The sequence below is a fragment of the Entomomonas asaccharolytica genome, assembly GCF_016653615.1.
Lineage (GTDB): Bacteria > Pseudomonadota > Gammaproteobacteria > Pseudomonadales > Pseudomonadaceae > Entomomonas > Entomomonas asaccharolytica.
In genome coordinates this window covers 2,884,549-2,903,708 of record NZ_CP067393.1, presented here as the reverse complement: position 1 = coordinate 2,903,708, position 19,160 = coordinate 2,884,549, and the positions used below count along the sequence as shown (strand labels likewise).

Annotated in this window: 14 protein-coding genes and 4 tRNA genes; 11 read left to right on the top strand and 7 right to left on the bottom strand. The window is 36.5% G+C overall.

Annotation, left to right across the window (positions count from 1 at the left end):
* Positions 1-46: 46 nt before the first annotated feature.
* Both JHT90_RS13470 and JHT90_RS13465 read right to left on the bottom strand, forming a co-directional pair.
* On the bottom strand, positions 47-205 hold the full coding sequence (locus JHT90_RS13470) for a hypothetical protein (RefSeq protein WP_201091898.1): 159 nt from the start codon (positions 203-205) through the stop codon (positions 47-49).
* 32 nt (positions 206-237) lie between these two features.
* Complete coding sequence (locus tag JHT90_RS13465; RefSeq protein WP_201091897.1) at positions 238-375, bottom strand: hypothetical protein; 138 nt, start codon at positions 373-375, stop codon at positions 238-240.
* Between the two features lie 151 nt (positions 376-526).
* Between JHT90_RS13465 and blaOXA the strand changes: the two genes are divergently transcribed.
* Positions 527-1,312, top strand: a complete 786-nt coding sequence (gene blaOXA / locus JHT90_RS13460; protein WP_201091896.1) for a class D beta-lactamase — start codon at positions 527-529, stop codon at positions 1,310-1,312.
* A 100-nt stretch (positions 1,313-1,412) separates the two neighbouring features.
* Here the strand turns inward: blaOXA and creC are convergent, their stop codons facing one another.
* The 3 genes from creC to JHT90_RS13445 all read right to left on the bottom strand — a co-directional run bounded on the left by creC (position 1,413) and on the right by JHT90_RS13445 (position 4,544).
* Positions 1,413-2,846 carry a two-component system sensor histidine kinase CreC gene (creC, locus tag JHT90_RS13455; protein WP_201091894.1) on the bottom strand — a complete coding sequence of 478 codons (1,434 nt, stop codon included), beginning with the start codon at positions 2,844-2,846 and terminating at the stop codon, positions 1,413-1,415.
* Positions 2,847-2,861: 15 nt separating this feature from the next.
* Positions 2,862-3,548, bottom strand: coding sequence for a two-component system response regulator CreB (creB, locus tag JHT90_RS13450; RefSeq protein WP_201091892.1), 687 nt, complete (start codon positions 3,546-3,548; stop codon positions 2,862-2,864).
* 132 nt (positions 3,549-3,680) lie between these two features.
* Complete coding sequence (locus JHT90_RS13445; RefSeq protein ID WP_201091890.1) at positions 3,681-4,544, bottom strand: DMT family transporter; 864 nt, start codon at positions 4,542-4,544, stop codon at positions 3,681-3,683.
* 509 nt (positions 4,545-5,053) lie between these two features.
* Here JHT90_RS13445 and tldD point away from each other — a divergent pair.
* Positions 5,054-6,496: a metalloprotease TldD gene (tldD, locus tag JHT90_RS13440; RefSeq protein ID WP_201091888.1), complete on the top strand. Its 1,443-nt coding sequence runs from the start codon at positions 5,054-5,056 to the stop codon at positions 6,494-6,496.
* Between the two features lie 67 nt (positions 6,497-6,563).
* Here tldD and yjgA read toward each other — a convergent pair whose 3' ends face one another.
* Positions 6,564-7,085, bottom strand: coding sequence for a ribosome biogenesis factor YjgA (yjgA, locus tag JHT90_RS13435; RefSeq protein ID WP_201091880.1), 522 nt, complete (start codon positions 7,083-7,085; stop codon positions 6,564-6,566).
* Between the two features lie 81 nt (positions 7,086-7,166).
* On the opposite strand from yjgA, the gene pmbA reads away from it, so the two are divergent.
* On the top strand, positions 7,167-8,513 hold the full coding sequence (pmbA, locus tag JHT90_RS13430) for a metalloprotease PmbA (RefSeq protein ID WP_201091878.1): 1,347 nt from the start codon (positions 7,167-7,169) through the stop codon (positions 8,511-8,513).
* 392 nt (positions 8,514-8,905) lie between these two features.
* Complete coding sequence (locus JHT90_RS13425; RefSeq protein ID WP_201091877.1) at positions 8,906-12,151, top strand: autotransporter outer membrane beta-barrel domain-containing protein; 3,246 nt, start codon at positions 8,906-8,908, stop codon at positions 12,149-12,151.
* 46 nt (positions 12,152-12,197) lie between these two features.
* Here JHT90_RS13425 and gstA read toward each other — a convergent pair whose 3' ends face one another.
* On the bottom strand, positions 12,198-12,803 hold the full coding sequence (gene gstA / locus JHT90_RS13420) for a glutathione transferase GstA (protein ID WP_201091876.1): 606 nt from the start codon (positions 12,801-12,803) through the stop codon (positions 12,198-12,200).
* 290 nt (positions 12,804-13,093) lie between these two features.
* Here gstA and dnaE point away from each other — a divergent pair, with 290 nt between their 5' ends.
* The 7 genes from dnaE to secE all read left to right on the top strand — a co-directional run bounded on the left by dnaE (position 13,094) and on the right by secE (position 19,160).
* The gene (dnaE, locus tag JHT90_RS13415) at positions 13,094-16,615 is read left to right on the top strand and encodes a DNA polymerase III subunit alpha (RefSeq protein ID WP_201091875.1); all 3,522 of its coding nucleotides are present in this window, start codon (positions 13,094-13,096) and stop codon (positions 16,613-16,615) included.
* Positions 16,616-17,219: 604 nt separating this feature from the next.
* Entirely contained in the window at positions 17,220-18,170 is a 951-nt protein-coding gene (locus tag JHT90_RS13410; RefSeq protein WP_201091874.1) for an acetyl-CoA carboxylase carboxyltransferase subunit alpha, read from the top strand.
* A 106-nt stretch (positions 18,171-18,276) separates the two neighbouring features.
* Positions 18,277-18,361, top strand: a tRNA-Tyr gene (locus tag JHT90_RS13405).
* A 19-nt stretch (positions 18,362-18,380) separates the two neighbouring features.
* Positions 18,381-18,454, top strand: a tRNA-Gly gene (locus JHT90_RS13400).
* 13 nt (positions 18,455-18,467) lie between these two features.
* Positions 18,468-18,543, top strand: a tRNA-Thr gene (locus tag JHT90_RS13395).
* 111 nt (positions 18,544-18,654) lie between these two features.
* Positions 18,655-18,730 (top strand) — tRNA-Trp (locus JHT90_RS13390).
* Positions 18,731-18,785: 55 nt separating this feature from the next.
* A complete protein-coding gene (gene secE, locus JHT90_RS13385) occupies positions 18,786-19,160 on the top strand; it encodes a preprotein translocase subunit SecE (RefSeq protein ID WP_201091873.1) in 375 nt (124 codons plus the stop codon).

Sequence of the window (19,160 nt, the reverse complement as noted above, 5' to 3'; positions counted from 1 at the left end):
AGATACAATGGATAAAGCCAATGGCTGACTTTACCCATTAGTTTGTTTAATAGGTTTTATTGTGTTTTGGTTGTGCTGTTAAAGAATCAATTTTTGTAATGTGTTTATTGGTCGTTTGATAGCTTGTTAGTAACCATTGCTCCATCTGTTGTTTTAGAGCGAGTCCTAGTTGAATATCTTCTCGAAGTCCACGTACTTTAGTCATTTATAGATTCCTCTTTTAAGAATAAGTGAGCTTTATCTGTTTTTGATAGGCTGACTACTTTGTTGCGTAACCACATACGCTAATAAATAAGTCCATAAATCATAGTGATAGGGATCAGTAGCAAAGCTATTAAAAGTAAGATGGTAATAATCTTGCAAGCCAGCTGCCACTGCATAATAAAATTCCTTTGTAAAAGATGGATAACAGTATCTCGTGTTGTTATGGAGTTTTTATGAAAAGAATATGGAGTTTTTGTGGAAATTGTATAAAGGGTTATTTAAGATAAAGGCAATTAATTTTAATGATTAAAGAAGTTATAAGATGAATAAGTTATTTTTTTGTATTTTATTTTTATTTACACAAATGAGTTATGCCATAAGTTGGTATGATAATAAAGAGATAGACCAGCTTTTTATTGATAGTAATACTGTAGGTACTTTTGTAGTTTATGATGTTCAGCAACACCAACTGATTGGCTATAATCAAATTCGCGCTAATACACGTTTTATTCCCGCCTCTACTTTTAAAATAGTGAATAGCTTAATTGGTTTAGCCACTAAAACGATAAAAAATGTTGATGAAAAGTTACCTTATGGTGGTAAGTCATACTCAAGGGCTGAGTGGCAACGTGATATGGGCTTAAGAGATGCTATAAAAGTTTCAAATCTTCCTATTTATCAGGAATTAGCAAGAAGGATAGGCATTGCCCAAATGCAGGCTAATATTAAGCTATTAAATTATGGTAATACTAATATAGGGCAAGTGGTAGATGATTTTTGGTTAGTTGGACCTTTTAAAATTAGTGCTGTAGAGCAAGCCATTTTTTTAGCAGATTTAGCACAACAAACATTACCTTATGATAAAGAAGTACAGCAAACCATTCATGAAATTACTTTGTTAGAGCAAGGGGAAAATTGGCAATTGCATGGCAAAACAGGTTGGGCAGATAACCATCAGCCTGATGTAGGTTGGTTTGTAGGTTGGGTAGAAAAAGAAGGGAAAGTTTATAGCTTTGCGATAAATATTGATATGTTAGACCCTAAAAAAGATATTGCTAAACGTGTAGATATAGCTAAACAATCACTTAAGCTATTAGGTATTTTATAAGTTTATTTTTAAAGATAGCTATTGCTCTATATTTTTACGCGTCGTTGAATGACTTTGCCACAATCATTGTACTGTTTTCAGTTATGCGCCTTGTTTAAAGTTATACAGCAATAGCTATAGGGAAAGATAAGCTAACTAATACACCCTCTTTATAGTTTGTAATAGAAAGCTGCCCTTTATGTAAAAGTACCACTTCTTGAACAAAGTTTAATCCTAAGCCGGTGCTTTTACGCCCTGTTTTTGGCCTAGCTAACGAATAGAAACGTTCGCAGAGACGATTTAGGGCATAGTCTGGAATACTTGTACCTTTATTATAAAAATTAATGATAAGTTGTTGGTCTATTATCTTACTATCAATCTTTAACAGCCCTTGATCAGTAATAAAGTCTAATGCATTATCTAATAGATTAGAAAAAGCTTGCTCTAATAAAAATATTTCCCCTTGAATAGTTAATTGATCATCAATATTTACTTCTACATTAAGCTGTTGTTGAGCAATGCGTGAAGACTTGCTGGTGAGTAATTTTTGAATCAGGGGTAGGATTGGGATAGTGCTAATTTCTTCTAATGTTTGACGTTGTTCAACCATACTTAGATTCAGTAAACGGTCGGCTAACCTTTGTAAACGTTCGCTTTCATTATCAATATTTTTTAGAAAGAGATTTCTTTTTTCAATTGGCATATCTTGTTGTAATAACTCTGTAGCTCCACGAATAGCCGCTAACGGACTTTTTAATTCATGGGTAAGGGTGTGTACATAGCGTTCTACATAGTTTTTACCATCCAGTTCGCCACGCATTTTATCTAATGCTTTAGCTAATTGGGTTAATTCGCCACCATAAAATTGGGGTGCTTTAACTCGTTCTCCTTTACTAATAGCGTTTGCATAGCGTGTAAAACGATGTAGCGAAGCACCAAGCCACCATGATAATAGAGCGCCTACTGCTAAACTGGCGATAAGTAAGATAACACCAAAAAATATCAATCTTGACTCAGCTTTATTGATATAAGGTGTAACCGTGATATTTGGTTTGCCTACCGTGAGTACACCAATGATTTTATTCTCATACTTAATAGGCGCAGCAACATACATAATTGTTGATTTTTCATCTTCAGGATTTTCTTGGGTGGTTCGTGCGCCATAAGAGCCATTTAGGGTTAAATAAACATCACGCCAGCGTGAATAGTTTTTACCAACATCTTTACCTGTCGAGTCAAATAACACAATACCTTTATCATTAGTAATATAAATACGCATCGCCACTGAGTTTTTGGCTATACCCCAAATAGAGGCGTTAGGATCACGTTTTTGATAAGCGGCTAAGCGGTGCTGAAGATAGTATTGATTAATCTTACCCTGTTGCAAATCATCACTAACAATTTCTGCTAATAAGTTAGCTGTATCCACTAGGGTTTCTTCAGTGGTTTGGCGAATACTGGGGTAAATCTGGTTAGAAAATAAATTCACCATAAAGTAGCCGCAGAGCGCGACAAATAAGAAATAGAATAGAAAAATGCGTTTTGCTAAGGCCATTTTATATTATCTGTATTAGCTAGGGTCATAGCTGTAGCCAAAGCCACGATGAGTACGAATAACATCTAAATTACTGTCTATTTCCCTTATTTTGGCTCTCAGTGTTTTAATATGGCTATCAATATTGCGTTCATAGCCCGCATCAACAGCAATACCTAATGCGTCTAACAGTTGCTCTCTACTAAAAACACGCTTAGGTTGAGCAAGTAGATAGCGTAATAAATGAAATTCATGACGAGTTAAATTGATGGGTTGTTGCTGTAAATAAATGGTATAACTGCTTTCATCCACAGAAAATAATTTATCCTCTGTTGTAGAGATGCTTGTTTTTTGAGAGGTGTTAGCTGTTCTTTTTAAAATAGCACGCACCCTTGCAGCTATTTCCCGTGGACTAAATGGTTTAACCACATAATCATCAGCCCCAATTTCCAAACCAACCACGCGATCAATCTCGGTGTCTCTAGCTGTTAAAAAAATAACAGGTACTTCTGAGAAACGACGTAATTGGCGACAAACTTCAAAGCCATTAATATCTGGTAATCCAACATCTAATATCCATAAATCAGCAGGGGCTTGCTGTTGTTGCTCTAGTGCTTTATTGCCGAGTGTTAGCCATGTGCATTCAAAGCCCTCACTTTGTAAAGCGTATAGTAATGTATCAGCGATTGCTGCTTCATCTTCTATGATTAAGATATGAGGCATTAGTTACACCTGTTATGTTTATTATTCAAACTACATAGATTTATATCATCAGTTTAGCATAATAGTTTTATTGTTTTGCTGTGTTAAGCTAAACAAATAAAAGGGAATAGCATCATACTATTCCCTTATAGGCTATTTTTTGGTGCTATGAAAAACTAATACTAACCCAAGTAAGATAGTTATCATTCCTAATAAACTTAGTAATGGTAATAAATTACCTAAAAATAGATAGTCTAGAATAACGGTTACTACAGGTACTAAATAAAAGAGACTGGTTACATTTACCAAATTACCCTGTTGAATAAGTTGGTAAAATATTAGTTGAGCAATAACTGAAATAATAATTCCTAACCATAGTAAAGGAATTATAAAGCTGACTGACCATTCAATATGAAAAGGTTTAAAAGGTACGAAAATTAAACATAACATTAAACTAACAGCATATTGTAGAGGGAGTATTTCACTGGGTGCTTGTTTAATCCCCTTTTGTAAAATTGCTCCTATACAGGCACAAAATAAGGCAGTTAAGGTAAAAACAATACCTATAAAGGAAAGTTGGGTGATTAAAATACTTTGTAAAACTACCAGTACCAGCCCAGTTAGAGAGAGTATTAAACCAGCTAAGCGAACAAAACTAAAGCGGCGCTCAATAATTAACAAGGTGATAATAGGCTGTACACCTAATAGGGTGGCTAGCACGCCAGGGGTAATATTATTTTCAAGTGCTAAAAAATAGCAAATGGAGTAACCACCAATAATAAATACGCCAGTAAAAGTGACTTTTAAGGCTGTACCTGCTTGCGGTAAAAAATGCCGCTTATAGACAATAGCAAATAATAATAATGCAATTAATGCTAACACAAAACGTAGGCTTAAAAACGCAAAAGCGCTGGCGTGATCTAATCCCCAGCGAGAGAAAATAGCACCACTACCCCAGATTAAGACAAATAAACTGGTTGAAGCATAATATTGATATAGAGCTTTATCAGAACTCATGACAATGGATTCCTGTTGCTTAAGTAATAACGAACCTTGGCAATAAGCCAATGGATATTAATAAAGAAAGTTAACCAAACCTTATAAGGTTGTTAGATAAGGTGGTGGGGGCGGAGCAACAGGAGGGGCTATAAAATGATAAGGCACATAAACTTCCATAACAAACGGCAAGGCTTGTTGGTAGAGGCATGGAAGTGTTGTAAGTTTATTCATTGTATAGAGTGAAATATGTTAATTTGAAATCAGTTTAGCAGTTTTAGTCATTAAAGCAATATTAATTAAATGTACTCAGTAGCAAAGAAAATAATAAAAAGTAATAACTGATTGATTTCTTATGAAATGGCCTTATATAGCAGTAATAGTTTTTCTATTAATAGGCCATTAAGTTTAGTAATACAACCCTGTGTTATAATCTATAGTCAAATAGTCTATAAAGTAGTTTTTAAATAATAAGGATCAAGCCTTGTTATTAGCGATAGTTGAAAGCTATTGCAAAATGTGGAGAGTGTATGAGTAATCTTTTATCGGCAGTGAGTCAACAGTTATTAATACCTAATGGATTAGATATTGAGACCTTGCCAAGTATTTTATCAGTAGCAGTCGGTAAAGGTATTGATACAGCCGATCTTTATTTTCAACATGCCATTATCGAGAGTTGGGCATTGGAAGATGGCATTGTTAAGCAGGGTACTTTTAATGTCGATCAAGGTGTTGGCATTCGTTCGCTAGCAATGGAAAAGACAGGGTTTGCTTTTAGTAATACATTAACCAAAGAGGCTTTAATACAGGCCGCCACAGCCGCTAAATCTATTGCTAACAAAGGCCAAAGTGGCCGTGTACAAACTTTTGCAAAAGTTGCCCCTGATTCGCTTTATATTGCTGAGAACCCATTGCTAGCAGTGGCAAGAGAGGAAAAAGTAGAGCTGTTAAAGCGCATTGATCAATCTATAAGAGCCTTGGACTCACGTATACAGCAAGTGACAATCAGTTTAACAGGCGTTTGGGAGCATATTTTAGTAGCTTCTTCTGATGGAGATTTGGCGGCTGATATACGCCCCTTAGTGCGCTTTAATGTCGGCGTGGTGGTTGAGCAAAATGGTCGTAGAGAGAGTGCTAGCCATGGTGGTGGTGGGCGCAGAGATTACAGTTACTTTTTAACCAAAGATCGTGCTATGAACATTGCTAAAGAGGCATTACGGCAAGCGTTAGTTAATTTAGAAGCAGTGCCAGCACCTGCGGGAACATTACCTGTGGTGTTAGGTTCGGGCTGGTCTGGTGTATTGCTTCATGAGGCGGTGGGGCATGGTTTAGAGGGTGACTTTAACCGTAAAGGTAGCTCTGCTTATAGTGGTCGTATCGGTGAGAAAGTCGCTTCTTCTCTGTGTACCATTGTGGATGATGGTACGTTGACTCATCGACGTGGTTCTTTAACCGTAGATGATGAAGGTACGCCTACAGAATGTACAACTTTAATTGAGAATGGCATTTTAAAAGGTTACATCCACGATAAATTAAATGCGCGGTTGATGAAGCAAAAGCCTACGGGTAATGGTCGTAGAGAATCTTATGCTTATTTGCCAATGCCACGTATGACAAATACTTATATGTTAGCGGGTGAAAGTGATCCTGAAGAGATCATTCAATCGGTTAAACAGGGTATTTATTGTGCAAGTTTGGGTGGAGGTCAAGTTGATATTACCAGTGGTAAATTTGTATTTTCCACCAGTGAGGCCTATTTAATTGAGAATGGTAAATTAACTTCACCTATTAAAGGTGCTATGTTAATTGGCAATGGTCCAGAGGTAATGAATCAGGTATCTATGGTAGGTAATGACTTAGCTTTAGATAGTGGTGTTGGGACTTGCGGTAAAGATGGACAGTCAGTTCCTGTTGGTGTTGGGCAGCCCACCTTAAAAATTGAAGCTATTACTGTGGGTGGAACAGGTATGTGATGGTGATCGCTATTCACCTAGTTTTTATATTTGATTAAAAAACTAAGAAAATAGCGAGAGTAGTTTACTATCGCAAACCGCGCTGGATTTCGTCCAGTTCACGGATATATTTAAAGATTTTACGAGCAGCCGCAGGAGGTTTTTCTTTTGCTGCTTCTTGTTGGGCTTGGCGGATAAGTTGTCGTAAGTGTTGGCGATCTGCTTCTGGGTATTGATCAACAAATTCAGCTAAAGCAGCATCACCTTCAGTGGCTAAACGATCTCGCCATTGCTCAAGAGCGTGGAAGCGTTCATTGTATTCACGGCTTGAGCTATCGATCTGTTCAAGAAAAGATTGAATATAGTCGATATCTTGGTCACGTAACAATTTACCAACATATTGCATATGACGTTTATTAGCAATATTGGATTTGTGTTTAGGTGCATCCGCCAAAGCTTTGCGAAGCATATCGGTTAAGGGTAATAAAGCTAATTGATCTTGTTTAAGGGTGGTTAGCTTTCTGCCTAAATCGACTAAGGCATGCATTTCACGTTTTACTTGGGATTTGCTCTTTTCTTCGTAAAGGGCATCATCAAAAGTATCAGACATAGTTATAAACTCATAATAAATAATGGTGAGTATGATAACAGATAGCTTATTTATTATGAGAGTTTTTAAATGAGGAATAGTATGAATAGTGAAAATGGTGTAGGGCCAGCCACTGTACCTGTTTTAGAAAAACAGGTAGAGCAAATTTTAGCGGAAGCTAAAAAACAAGGCGCCACAGCCTGTGAAGTATCGGTTTCTACCAGTCAAAGTTTAGCTGTTACTGTTCGTCAAAAAGAAGTGGAAACGCTTGAGTTTAATAGAGATCAAGGTTTTGGTATTACCTTATATGTAGGGCAAAGAAAAGCCTCAGCAAGTACTACTGCTACCGATACGAAAGCGATTCAAGATACCGTTGCTGCAGCTTTAGAAATTGCCAAGCATACTTCAGAAGATGACTGTGCAGGACTTGCAGAGCCTGAATTAATGGCAAAAGACTTACCTGATTTAGAGCTTTTTTATCCTTGGGATATTACACCTGAGCAAGCCATTGATACATTACTTGAATGTGAGGCAGTGGCATTTTCTACTGATAAACGTATTAGCAATGCTGATGGTACTTCGTTAAATACATGGAATGGCTGTAGAGTATATGGTAATAGCAATGGTTTTATAGGTGGGTATGCCTCTACTAATCATAGTATCAGCTGTGTCATGATTGCTGAAGAAAATGGCCAAATGCAAAGGGACTATTGGTATGATGTTAAATTAGCAGGTGAGCAACTAGAGTCTGCTGTTGCTATAGGTAACAAAGCGGCCCAACGTACAGTGGAACGATTAGGAGCGCGTACCATAGCCACCTGTGAAGTACCTGTTATTTTTGCAGCCGAAGTGGCATCTGGGCTATTTGGTCATTTATTAGGCGCTATTTCTGGTGGTAATATTTATCGTAAAACTTCTTTCTTAGAAGGTGCAATAGGCAAACAATTATTTCCTGATTGGCTATCTATTACAGAAAAGCCGCGTTTAAAAGCAGCTTTAAATAGCACTAGTTTTGATGGAGATGGTTTGGCTACTTATGACAAGGTGATAATTGATAAAGGTCAATTAATGACTTATTTATTGAGCGTTTATTCAGGTCGTAAATTAGGACTACCGAGTACAGCAAATGCAGGTGGTTGCCATAATTTATTTGTTTCTCATAGTGAAAATAATTTAGCAGCATTACTGAAAAAAATGGGTAAAGGACTGTTAATAACAGAGCTAATGGGCAGTGGTATTAATATGGTAACAGGCGATTATTCTCGAGGTGCAGCTGGCTTTTGGGTGGAAAATGGTGAGATTCATTTCCCTGTACAAGAAGTGACAGTGGCAGGAAACCTAAAAGATATTTTTGCCAATATAGTAACGATAGGCAATGATATAGATCCACGACGTAACATTAAAACAGGTTCTGTATTAATAGAAAAAATGGCTGTAGCAGGCAGTTAAATAATCTAAAACTTTAGTCAAGTCAACGTATAGAAATTGTAACTTATCTATTGTAAATGCGATATTTACAATAGATAATAATCTCATAAAGTATACGGATATCTGGTTTGGTATTTTAAAAACCAAAGTTGTACAGTATTAATATTTTATGCAAATGTTTGCCTAGAGGGTATTGGAAGTTAGGCTGTTTTTAAAAGGATAATGCTAAGGAAGTTCTGCATAAGGTACCTTTAATCAAAAACTATGTTCTTTATATCAGCAATAAAAGTTTTCTTATATAAAGTTTTTCTGCCATACACCTCCATAAACTCTCTAGCCTACGTACTAATAATTTCTTGAAATATTGAGGAAATATAGCTTATTGGCTGTATAAAGGATAAAGAGGCAATAAAATGAAGTTAAGAACTCTATGTATCGTTATTAATGGCTTGATTTTTTCCACAGGAAGTTATGGAACGAATTATACATCAAACACAATACTACCAAATAACCACAGCGATACAACAATAAATATTTCTAATGGCGCTGAAGTTAAAGTTGCAGGCGGTGGAAGTGTTAATATTATTAATACAGATGTTAGTGGGTCAGGCGCGGCAGATACTATTTTAATTGATAATGGCAGTATTGATTTAGGTGCATTTTCTTTGATTGGTGCTAATATTACTGCGACTACGCCAAATAGTAGTGGTACTAACTTTTTGGGTAGAACAGTGGGTATCTATGTTCGTTCAGACAGTGGTACACAAACAAATAGCAAAGTAACTGCAGAAGAATTAACTATCCAAATGGATGCTTCAAATAATAATAGCAGTCAAACAGCTACAGTTTACGGAATTTATAGTGATAGAAATTATAATGGTAGCACCATAGAATATAATCTACTAGGTACTACATACATAACTATTGATAATGTTAATAATTTTTCTGATCCTTCTAAGGATTCTGGTCAATTAAATGGAATCGGTTTAACTAATAGTACCACTGGTACAATAGACTTTTTAGCAGATTATTTAACAATTATTATTAATGATAATCATAAAGCTGGTAATTATGTTGGCATGAAGTTTAAAAATGATACTTCTGCTATAACATCAAGTCTACATGCTGAATATGATATGGCGCAGATTGAAATTAATGCTGAGCAGATTGTTAATGGATTAGGTGTCTTTGTTAGAAATGCAGAAGTAGAAAGTTTATCCAGTACCCAAATTGCTTTTAACTCTGAAGGAGATATTGCAACAACTGTTAACACTTTATTAAGTGATGATCCAGGAGTACATGGTATCAAAGTGAATGAAACAGGGAGTTTTACTGGAAGCTATATAGATGTAAGTTTTAGGGCCAACAATGGCAATATAGGCGATGGTGCAGATAGTATAGTTAATGGCATCAATGTTAATAAGAATTCAAAATTAACTAGTGATGATTTAAAGATCAATTTTTATGCACAACAGTCAATTTCTTCTGCTATTGGTATTAATGTAGACTCAGGATCTGAGTTAAACAATACTACACTTATAGATATAATAATGAATGCGGAGGATGATATTGTTGCTAAAGCCATTAATGTAGATAAAGGATCATTAACGGGTACAGATATTAATATTCAAATAGAAAGTGATAGCAGCAATAGTAATGCTTTTGGTAAAGGGGTAACAGGAATTGCTATAGCTAATGGGGGGAAAGTATCATCAGATGGATCTACATTTATTACTTTAACACAACAAACTAATAATAATTCTATGGTAGGTGTTGATATTGCAGGGACTGATAGTACATTTATTAGTAAAGATGGCAACTACGCTATGATGCTTATTGAGTTGAATGGTACAGTAAATACGGATGAAGTGGTGGGTATTAATGTATCAGCTACTTCTTCTTCATCGAATATTAAGAATCTTTATTTAGATTTATTTTATTTAACGATTAAGTCATCAGGTACAGATGCAACAGGTGCTTTGATTAGAACCACAGATGGGGTATCGGACATTAAAGTAGATAGTTTGGAGCTTTCTTCTTCAAGTAATAATGATGTGTTGGCTATTGATGCTAGGGGCGGCACGTTGGCCATTAGTACGTCATTGTCTAGTACAGTGATAGGTGATATGAAAGTTGCTAATAATGGCACTGTGGTTGATTTTACTTCAAGCGGTAATACTTATATTACAAGTAATATTACAGCATCTAATGGTGGTGAAATTAACTTAGACTTACAAAATGGTCAACTAACAGGTAGTGCTTCAAATAGCTCTGGTACAGGCAATATTGGATTAACCTTATCTAATAATATGATTTGGGATATGCTAGCAAGTTCTCAAGTGACAGATTTAGATTTATCGGATAGTACAATTAAATTTTTGGCACCTTTATATAGCACACTGATCACTAACTCACTTAAATCAACCAATGGCAGCGGCAGTTTTGATATGCATGTTGATATGGGAGCAGAAACTGGTGATAAGATCATTATAGGTAATTCAAGCGCGCCTCTTACACAAGGTTTTTCAGATGGTGCATATTCATTAGTAATAACAAATGATGGTTCAGCGGCAACTAGTGGTAATGAGCTTTATGATATAGTCGAAGATTACAGCCCATCAGCCAGTGCTAATGCAATTTTTACTTCTAATACTGTTGAGCAGGGCGGTTTTCAGTATGGTTTACGTACTACAGTAAATAACCTAGGTGCTAAAGTCCATCAATTGTACGGTTTAAATAGAAAATCTAGTTCAGCAGAAGCGGCTATTAGCTTCTTAAATACTAACTATTTATTATCTTATATTGACTTACAAACATTATTTCAGCGTATGGGAGAGCTAAGAAGTAATCAAGGTCAAGAGGGTAACTTTTGGATAAGGAGTTATGCAGGTAAGCTAAATTCGTTTTCTACAAACCATGGACTACGTGGTTTTCATATGAACTATTCAGGGCTACAATTAGGTATTGATAAACTGATTACGGGTAATAATGGTGATACATACTTTGGTTTAATGGCTGGTTATACTGATGCGGATCCACGCTATAGAAATAATGGTTCGGGCGGTGTTAGGGGAATAAATTTTGGTATCTACGGTACACATATTGCTGATAACGGCTTCTATATAGATGCTGTTGCTAAATATCAACGTATGAAAAATAATTTCTCTGTAAAAGATAGTCTAGGAGATAGTGTTAAAGGTAAAAGTAAGAGTGATGGTTACAGCCTTTCTTTAGAAGCAGGTAAGCGCTTTAATATTGACCAGTCAGCTTTTTACTTAGAGCCTCAAGCACAAGTTGTGTATAGCCATCAACAGGGCGATAAAGTTAATGCGAGTAATGGTTTGCAAGTTAAATTGGGCAGTTATGATTCATTAATTGGAAGTACAAAGTTAGCACTTGGTTATAATCTTGTAAAAGGAGATAGCCCAATTGATCTACATGTAAAAAGTGGTTATGTTAGAGAGTTTAATGGTAATACATCCTACCATTTAAATACTTATAAAGAAGATTATAAATTTAGAGGTGGTTGGATTGAAACCAGTGTAGGTGTATCAGCACAGCTAAATAAGCAACATAATATTTATGGTGAAGTTAGTTATGCTAATGGAAGCCGTTTTGATAAGCGCCAAGTTAATTTAGGGTATCGTTTCCAATTCTAAAGTGATTAAAAGGGAAGATTTAACATCTTCCCTTTTTTTGAACAGCCTATTTTTTCTCAGCAGCCAGTGCAGCTTTTACAGTAGGACGCTCTTCCATAGTTTGAATAAAATGCGTTAAATTAGCTAATGATGCCAATTCTAGATTCATTTTTTTTGCCCATGTCAAAATAGTGTATAAATAAAAATCAGCTACATTAATTTGTTCACCAAGTAAAAAGTCTTTGTGGTTCAATTGACTATCAAGATACGCCAATTTCTTTTCTAATTGTTTACGGGTAGCCTGTTTTAAGTCTTCAGGAAATTTAGGATTAAATAATGGGCTGAAGCCTTTGTGTAATTCTGTGGCTATGTAATTAAGCCATTCAAGTGCTTCATAATATTTAAAATCATCTTGTGGTGGCATTAAATGCTTACTGGAAGCATGGTTCGCTATATATTGAACAATAACAGCCCCTTCCGTTAATAAGTTGCCGTTGTCTAATAAAAGTGCAGGTACTTGCCCTTTGGGATTAACTTTTAAATAGTCATCGCCATGCTCAGTTTTTTTAGCAGCCAGATCTACTTTTTCTAAATCAAAATGAATTCCTGCTTCACAAAGTACCATATGAGGTGATAACGAGCATGCGCCTGGAGTATAAAAAAGTTTCATCATGTATTCCTTGTTTTTAGATTGTGAGGAGTAGTTTTACGAGCTTTAAAATCAACTTAGCATAACTGCGGTTTTGATAAAAATAGCAAATTCGTCTTAATACAATAATAGATCAATTATTGCAGCGTTTAGTTCCAACAAATTGTAAATAGATATAATAAAGACACTTTACTGTTTAAATAAGTTTTTTATTAGTGGAGTACTTTAGAACAAACTTATTGAGAATTAATTTACCTTAATAGATAAGACAGAGGTAAAATAGCTTTTTTTCGTATCACTTAGGTGTATAGATAATGGCTGTTTCTTTTGTTCATTTACGTGTTCATACTGAGTACTCACTGGTTGATGGTTTAGTAAGAGTAAAACCACTGATTAAAGCAGTAACTGCTGCCAATATGCCAGCAGTGGCAGTGACTGATCAAAATAATTTATGTGCCTTAATTAAGTTTTATAAAACTGCCAATAGCTCAGGGATTAAGCCAATCTGTGGTGCTGATTTATGGGTAGCCAGTCGTTTTCCTGATGGACCTGTTAGTCGCTTAACTTTGTTAGTAATGAATGAACAGGGTTATCGTAATTTAACGGAGCTTATTTCCAAAGGTTATGGGCAAGGCCAAAGTGAAGGGATGATTATTGTTGAGCGAGATTGGGTAAAAGCCGCTGCACAAGGCTTAATTGCTCTATCTGGTGCAAGAGAAGGAGAGATAGGACAAGCTTTATTATCAAATAACCCTAGTGATGCCGATGAGTTATTAAAAGAATGGCTGGAGTATTTTGAGGATTGTTTTTATTTAGAAGTACAGCGTACTAATAGACCACAAGAAGAGGAGTATCTGCATGCTGCGGTGGCCTTAGCTAGCCGACATAATGTACCTTTAGTGGCTACTAATGATGTTCGATTTTTAACAGAAGAAGAATTTGAAGCTCATGAAACTAGGGTTTGTATCGGTGAAGGAAGAGTATTGGATGATTCAAAACGCCCACGTTTTTACAGTAATCAGCAATATTTAAAAACACCAGAGGAGATGGCTAAATTATTTAGTGATTTGCCAGAGGCTTTGGAAAATACAGTTGAAATTGCTAAGCGTTGTAATATCAAAGTACAGTTAGGCCAGTATTTTCTGCCAAATTATCCTGTGCCAAAAGGCATGACCATGGATGATTTTTTCCGCAAAGAATCTCTAGATGGTTTAGAGGAAAGGTTAGCGCATACTTTGCCTAAAGATACACCTGACTACGATGCAAAAAAACAAGTGTATCTAGACCGTTTGAAATTTGAGTTGGATATTATTATTCAAATGGGCTTTCCTGGTTACTTCCTGATTGTGATGGACTTTATTAAATGGGCCAAAAATAATGGTGTTCCTGTTGGGCCAGGGCGTGGTTCAGGTGCAGGTTCTTTAGTGGCTTATTCTTTGAAAATCACTGACCTTGACCCACTGGCTTACGATTTGCTGTTTGAACGTTTCTTAAATCCTGAACGGATCTCTATGCCTGACTTTGATGTGGATTTCTGCATGGATGGTCGCGACCGTGTAATTGATTATGTGGCAGAAACCTATGGTCGTAATGCAGTGAGCCAGATTATTACCTTTGGTACTATGGCTGCAAAGGCGGTAGTGCGAGATGTGGCGCGAGTACAAGGAAAGTCCTATGGTCTTGCTGATCGTTTATCTAAAATGATTCCTTTTGAAATTGGCATGACTTTACAGAAAGCTTATGAACAAGAAGAAAATTTAAGGGATTTTCTGAAAAATGATGAGGAAGCAGCCGAAATTTGGGAAATGGCTGTAAAGTTAGAGGGGATTACTCGTAATACAGGTAAACATGCAGGTGGAGTGGTTATTGCGCCTACTAAGTTGACTGATTTCTCGCCTGTGCAATGTGATGAAGATGGTCATAATTTGGTCACGCAATATGATAAAGATGATGTGGAAGCAGCAGGTTTAGTCAAATTCGACTTCTTGGGACTAAGAACATTAACGATTATCGACTGGGCAATGGCAACTATTAATCGTGAGCGTGCTAAGCAAGGAGAAGCCGCTTTAGATATTAACTTTATTCCACTTGATGATGACAGAACTTATAAACTCTTACAAAGAGCAGAAACAACAGCTGTGTTTCAGTTAGAGTCAAGGGGAATGAAAGAGCTGATTAAAAAGCTTAAGCCAGACTGTTTAGAAGATATTATCGCTTTGGTGGCTTTATTTAGGCCTGGCCCATTACAATCTGGGATGGTAGATGACTTTATTAATCGTAAACATGGTCGCGCAGAATTAGCTTTCCCTCATCCCGATTATCAATTAGAGAGTTTAAGGCCAGTACTATCACCTACTTATGGCATTATCTTGTATCAAGAACAAGTTATGCAGATTGCACAGGTAATGGCAGGCTATACCCTTGGTGGTGCAGATATGTTGCGTCGAGCTATGGGTAAAAAGAAACCTGAAGAAATGGCAAAGCAACGCTCAGTATTTTTAGAAGGTGCTGAGCAAAACGGTATTGATAAAGATTTAGCAGGTAATATTTTTGATCTGGTAGAAAAGTTTGCTGGTTATGGTTTTAATAAGTCGCATTCGGCAGCCTATGGTCTAGTTTCCTATCAAACAGCTTGGCTAAAAACGCACTATCCAGCCCCCTTTATGGCGGCTGTACTTTCTTCTGATATGCATAATACAGATAAAGTGGTAACGCTGATTGAAGAATGTCGTAATATGAAATTGCGTATAGATGCGCCAGATGTTAATGCTTCTGAGTTTAAATTCACAGTAGGTGATGATCAACGAATTATTTATGGTTTAGGCGCAATCAAAGGTGTTGGAGAAGGGCCAGTTGAAGCTATCGTAGAGGCTCGCCAAAATGGATCATTCAAAGATTTATTTGATTTTTGTAAGCGCATAGATTTAAAACGTATTAATAAGCGTACTTTAGAAGCATTAATTCGTTCTGGTGCCTTTGATCGTTTAGGGCCTCATTACCACGATGAGTTAAAGGCTTATAAAGCGACAGTTGATAGAAATCGTGCAGTATTGGCTGCGGCGATGGATGATGCCATTCAAGCGGCAGAGCAACAAGCAAGAAGTAAAGACAGTGGTCATATAGACCTGTTTGCTGAGTTATTTGTTGATGAATCAACTGGTGATGTTTATCAAGCCTATAAAAAAATACGTGAACTATCAATTAAGGATCGTTTAAAAGGGGAGAAAGAAACCCTTGGCTTGTATTTAACAGGCCATCCTATCGACGAGTATGAGGTGGAGGTACGGCGTTTTGCAAAACAACGTATTGTTGACCTCAAGCCCTCAAGAGATAATCAAACTATTGCTGGGCTGATTGTTAGTATGCGAGTAATGAAAAATAAGAAAGGCGATAAGATGGGTTTTATCGTACTCGATGATCGCTCAGGGCGTATAGAAGCATCTTTATTTGCTGATGTGTTTAGTGAGTTTCAAGCTCTACTACAAACAGATGCTATGATTGTAGTAGAGGGTGAAGTAAGCCATGATGATTTTTCTGGTGGGCTGAGATTGCGTGTTAAAAAGGTTCACAGCTTGTTAGATGCACGAGTGAGTTTAGCAGAGAGTTTACGTATTCGTGTACGACCAGAGCAATTGGCCGTAGATAAGCTAAATTGGTTAACCAGTCTACTACAACAACATAAAGGTAGTTGTCCCATTAGTTTGGATTATCAAAATAATCATGCCGCTGCTTTGTTAAAGTTTGGTAATGAATGGCAAATTAAGCCTGCTGATCAATTAATTCAATTGTTAAGGGATCAGTTTGGTAAAGAGAATGTCTATTTAAATTATCGTTAATCAGTGGTTCGGTTGTGGGTAGTGGAATAGTTTTTATTATGTCTTCAATGATAGCAATATTAAAAATTAATATAGGTTATTTTAGACCAGTTATTTTATTTGTCGTGCAAATAGGTATTTTACAATCTTGTGAGTAGTAACATTATAATATTCTTTTGTATAGATGCTTTATTTATAAGAATAATAATAAGCTATCCTAAAATGGGAGGCACTGAAGTAGTACTTTATTGAAAAAGAAGTGTATTGGATTCATTTTAAAGTAAAAGATAAAAAACAATAATTAGGTGATCAGATTAAAAAGATTTTATTGTGTTATTATTTGGGCTAGCTAAGAACTATTTAGCTAGCCGCTTATTAATAATAATCTATTATTGCCAACAACAGAGTATTGAGTATCAATATAAAGCTAGCAGCTAAAAATAATAAATAGTGACGGAATAAATAGTTTATGAATTTCTTTATTAGATGGTTATTCCATGACGAACTTATGTTTTATGTATATAATCTAGCATAATATAAATTTAATGGTTAATTAGCTCTTTTAGAGATGAAAAGTTATAATAGCTAATTGATTAAGGTATTATTTTAACTAAGTGGGATGGTTATGAACCCAAATTTTCTTGACTTTGAACAGCCTATTGCTGACTTGATAGCTAAAATTGATGAGTTACGTTTGGCGCAAGATGGCAATTCTCAAAATATATCAGAAGCTATCGCTAATTTAGAAAAAGAAAAGCAAGAAAAAACGGTGAGCTTATTTAATAATTTGACCAGTTGGCAGATTACTCAGCTGTCTCGTCATCCTAAACGTCCTTACACATTAGACTACGTAAGTCATCTATTTACCGAGTTTGAAGAGTTACATGGTGATCGTCATTATGCAGACGATGAAGCTATTGTAGGGGGTGTGGCTCGTTTCGATGATAAACCTATTGTTGTGATAGGGCATCAAAAAGGTCGTGATGTTAAGGAAAAGGTGCGTCGCAATTTTGGTATGCCTCGCCCAGAGGGTTATCGCAAAGCCTGTCGTTTAATGGAGCTGGCAGAACGTTTTAAAATGCCTATCCTAACCTTTATTGATACACCAGGTGCTTATCCTGGTATTGGTGCTGAAGAGCGTGGTCAGAGCGAAGCGATTGCTTGGAACTTGAGTGTAATGGCGCGCTTAAAAACGCCTATTATTGCTACAGTGATTGGTGAGGGCGGTTCTGGTGGTGCTTTAGCCATTGGTGTGGGTGATCGTTTAAATATGCTGCAATATTCTATTTATTCTGTGATTTCACCAGAAGGTTGTGCGTCTATTCTTTGGAAAACAGCTGAAAAGGCTCCTGACGCAGCTGAGGCTATGGGCGTGACTGCTGAGCGTTTAAAAGGCTTAGATATTGTTGATCAAGTGATTACTGAACCATTAGGTGGTGCACATCGAGATTATGTTGTAACTGCTACTAATGTTCAAGCAGTATTAGCTGAGCAATTAGCAGATTTGCAGAAATTAACTATTGATGAGCTCTTAGAGCAACGTTATAAACGCTTAATGGGTTATGGTTTAGCTTAATCAATGGAATCTTATTAGTAATTAAGGGAATGAATAAAAAAACAATAAAATTTTTAAAAAATACTTGACAGCGGCGGCATTTACAAGCAAAATGCCGCCTCACTTTGGAGGGGTTCCCGAGCGGCCAAAGGGATCAGACTGTAAATCTGACGTTTTCAACTTCGAAGGTTCGAATCCTTCCCCCTCCACCAGATTACTTTTGACAAGTAAGCGGGCATAGTTCAGTGGTAGAACCTCAGCCTTCCAAGCTGATGATGCGGGTTCGATTCCCGCTGCCCGCTCCATCTTTATAATCTTGCTCATGTAGCTCAGTTGGTAGAGCACACCCTTGGTAAGGGTGAGGTCAGCGGTTCAAATCCGCTCATGAGCTCCATTGTATAAGGTTAGATACCTTTTCTTTTCAGTAAATATTTAACAAAGAAAAATATTTTAGAAAGGGTTGCTTTTTGTTGGTCAAAGTAAGTATAATGTCCGGCCTTTTATTAGGCCAGTAGCTCAATTGGCAGAGCGACGGTCTCCAAAACCGTAGGTTGGGGGTTCGATTCCCTCCTGGCCTGCCAGTTTCCTAAATGATAGAGGAACTGGTAATTTATTCTTACTTAAGGATCTTTTTAGATGAGTACCAAGGTTGAAACCCAAAGCTATCGTCTTGATCCCCTGAAATGGATCATTGTTACTATTCTCGTAGTGGCTGGTGTTGCGGGGAACTGGTATCTTGCATCTATTAATATATCTATATTTTATCGCGTTGTTGGTCTATTAGTTTTAGCGGCATTAGCAATCTTTGTTGGGTTGAAAACTCAGAAAGGTCAGATATTTTTTGGCTTGCTAAAATCAGCTCGTGCAGAAATTCGTAAAGTAGTTTGGCCTACCCGTCAAGAAACTAAACAAACTACATTTATTGTAGTCGTGGTAGTGATTATTACTGCTTTAATATTATGGGGTTTAGATACCTTATTTGGTTGGTTAGTTTCTTTAATTGTAGGGTAA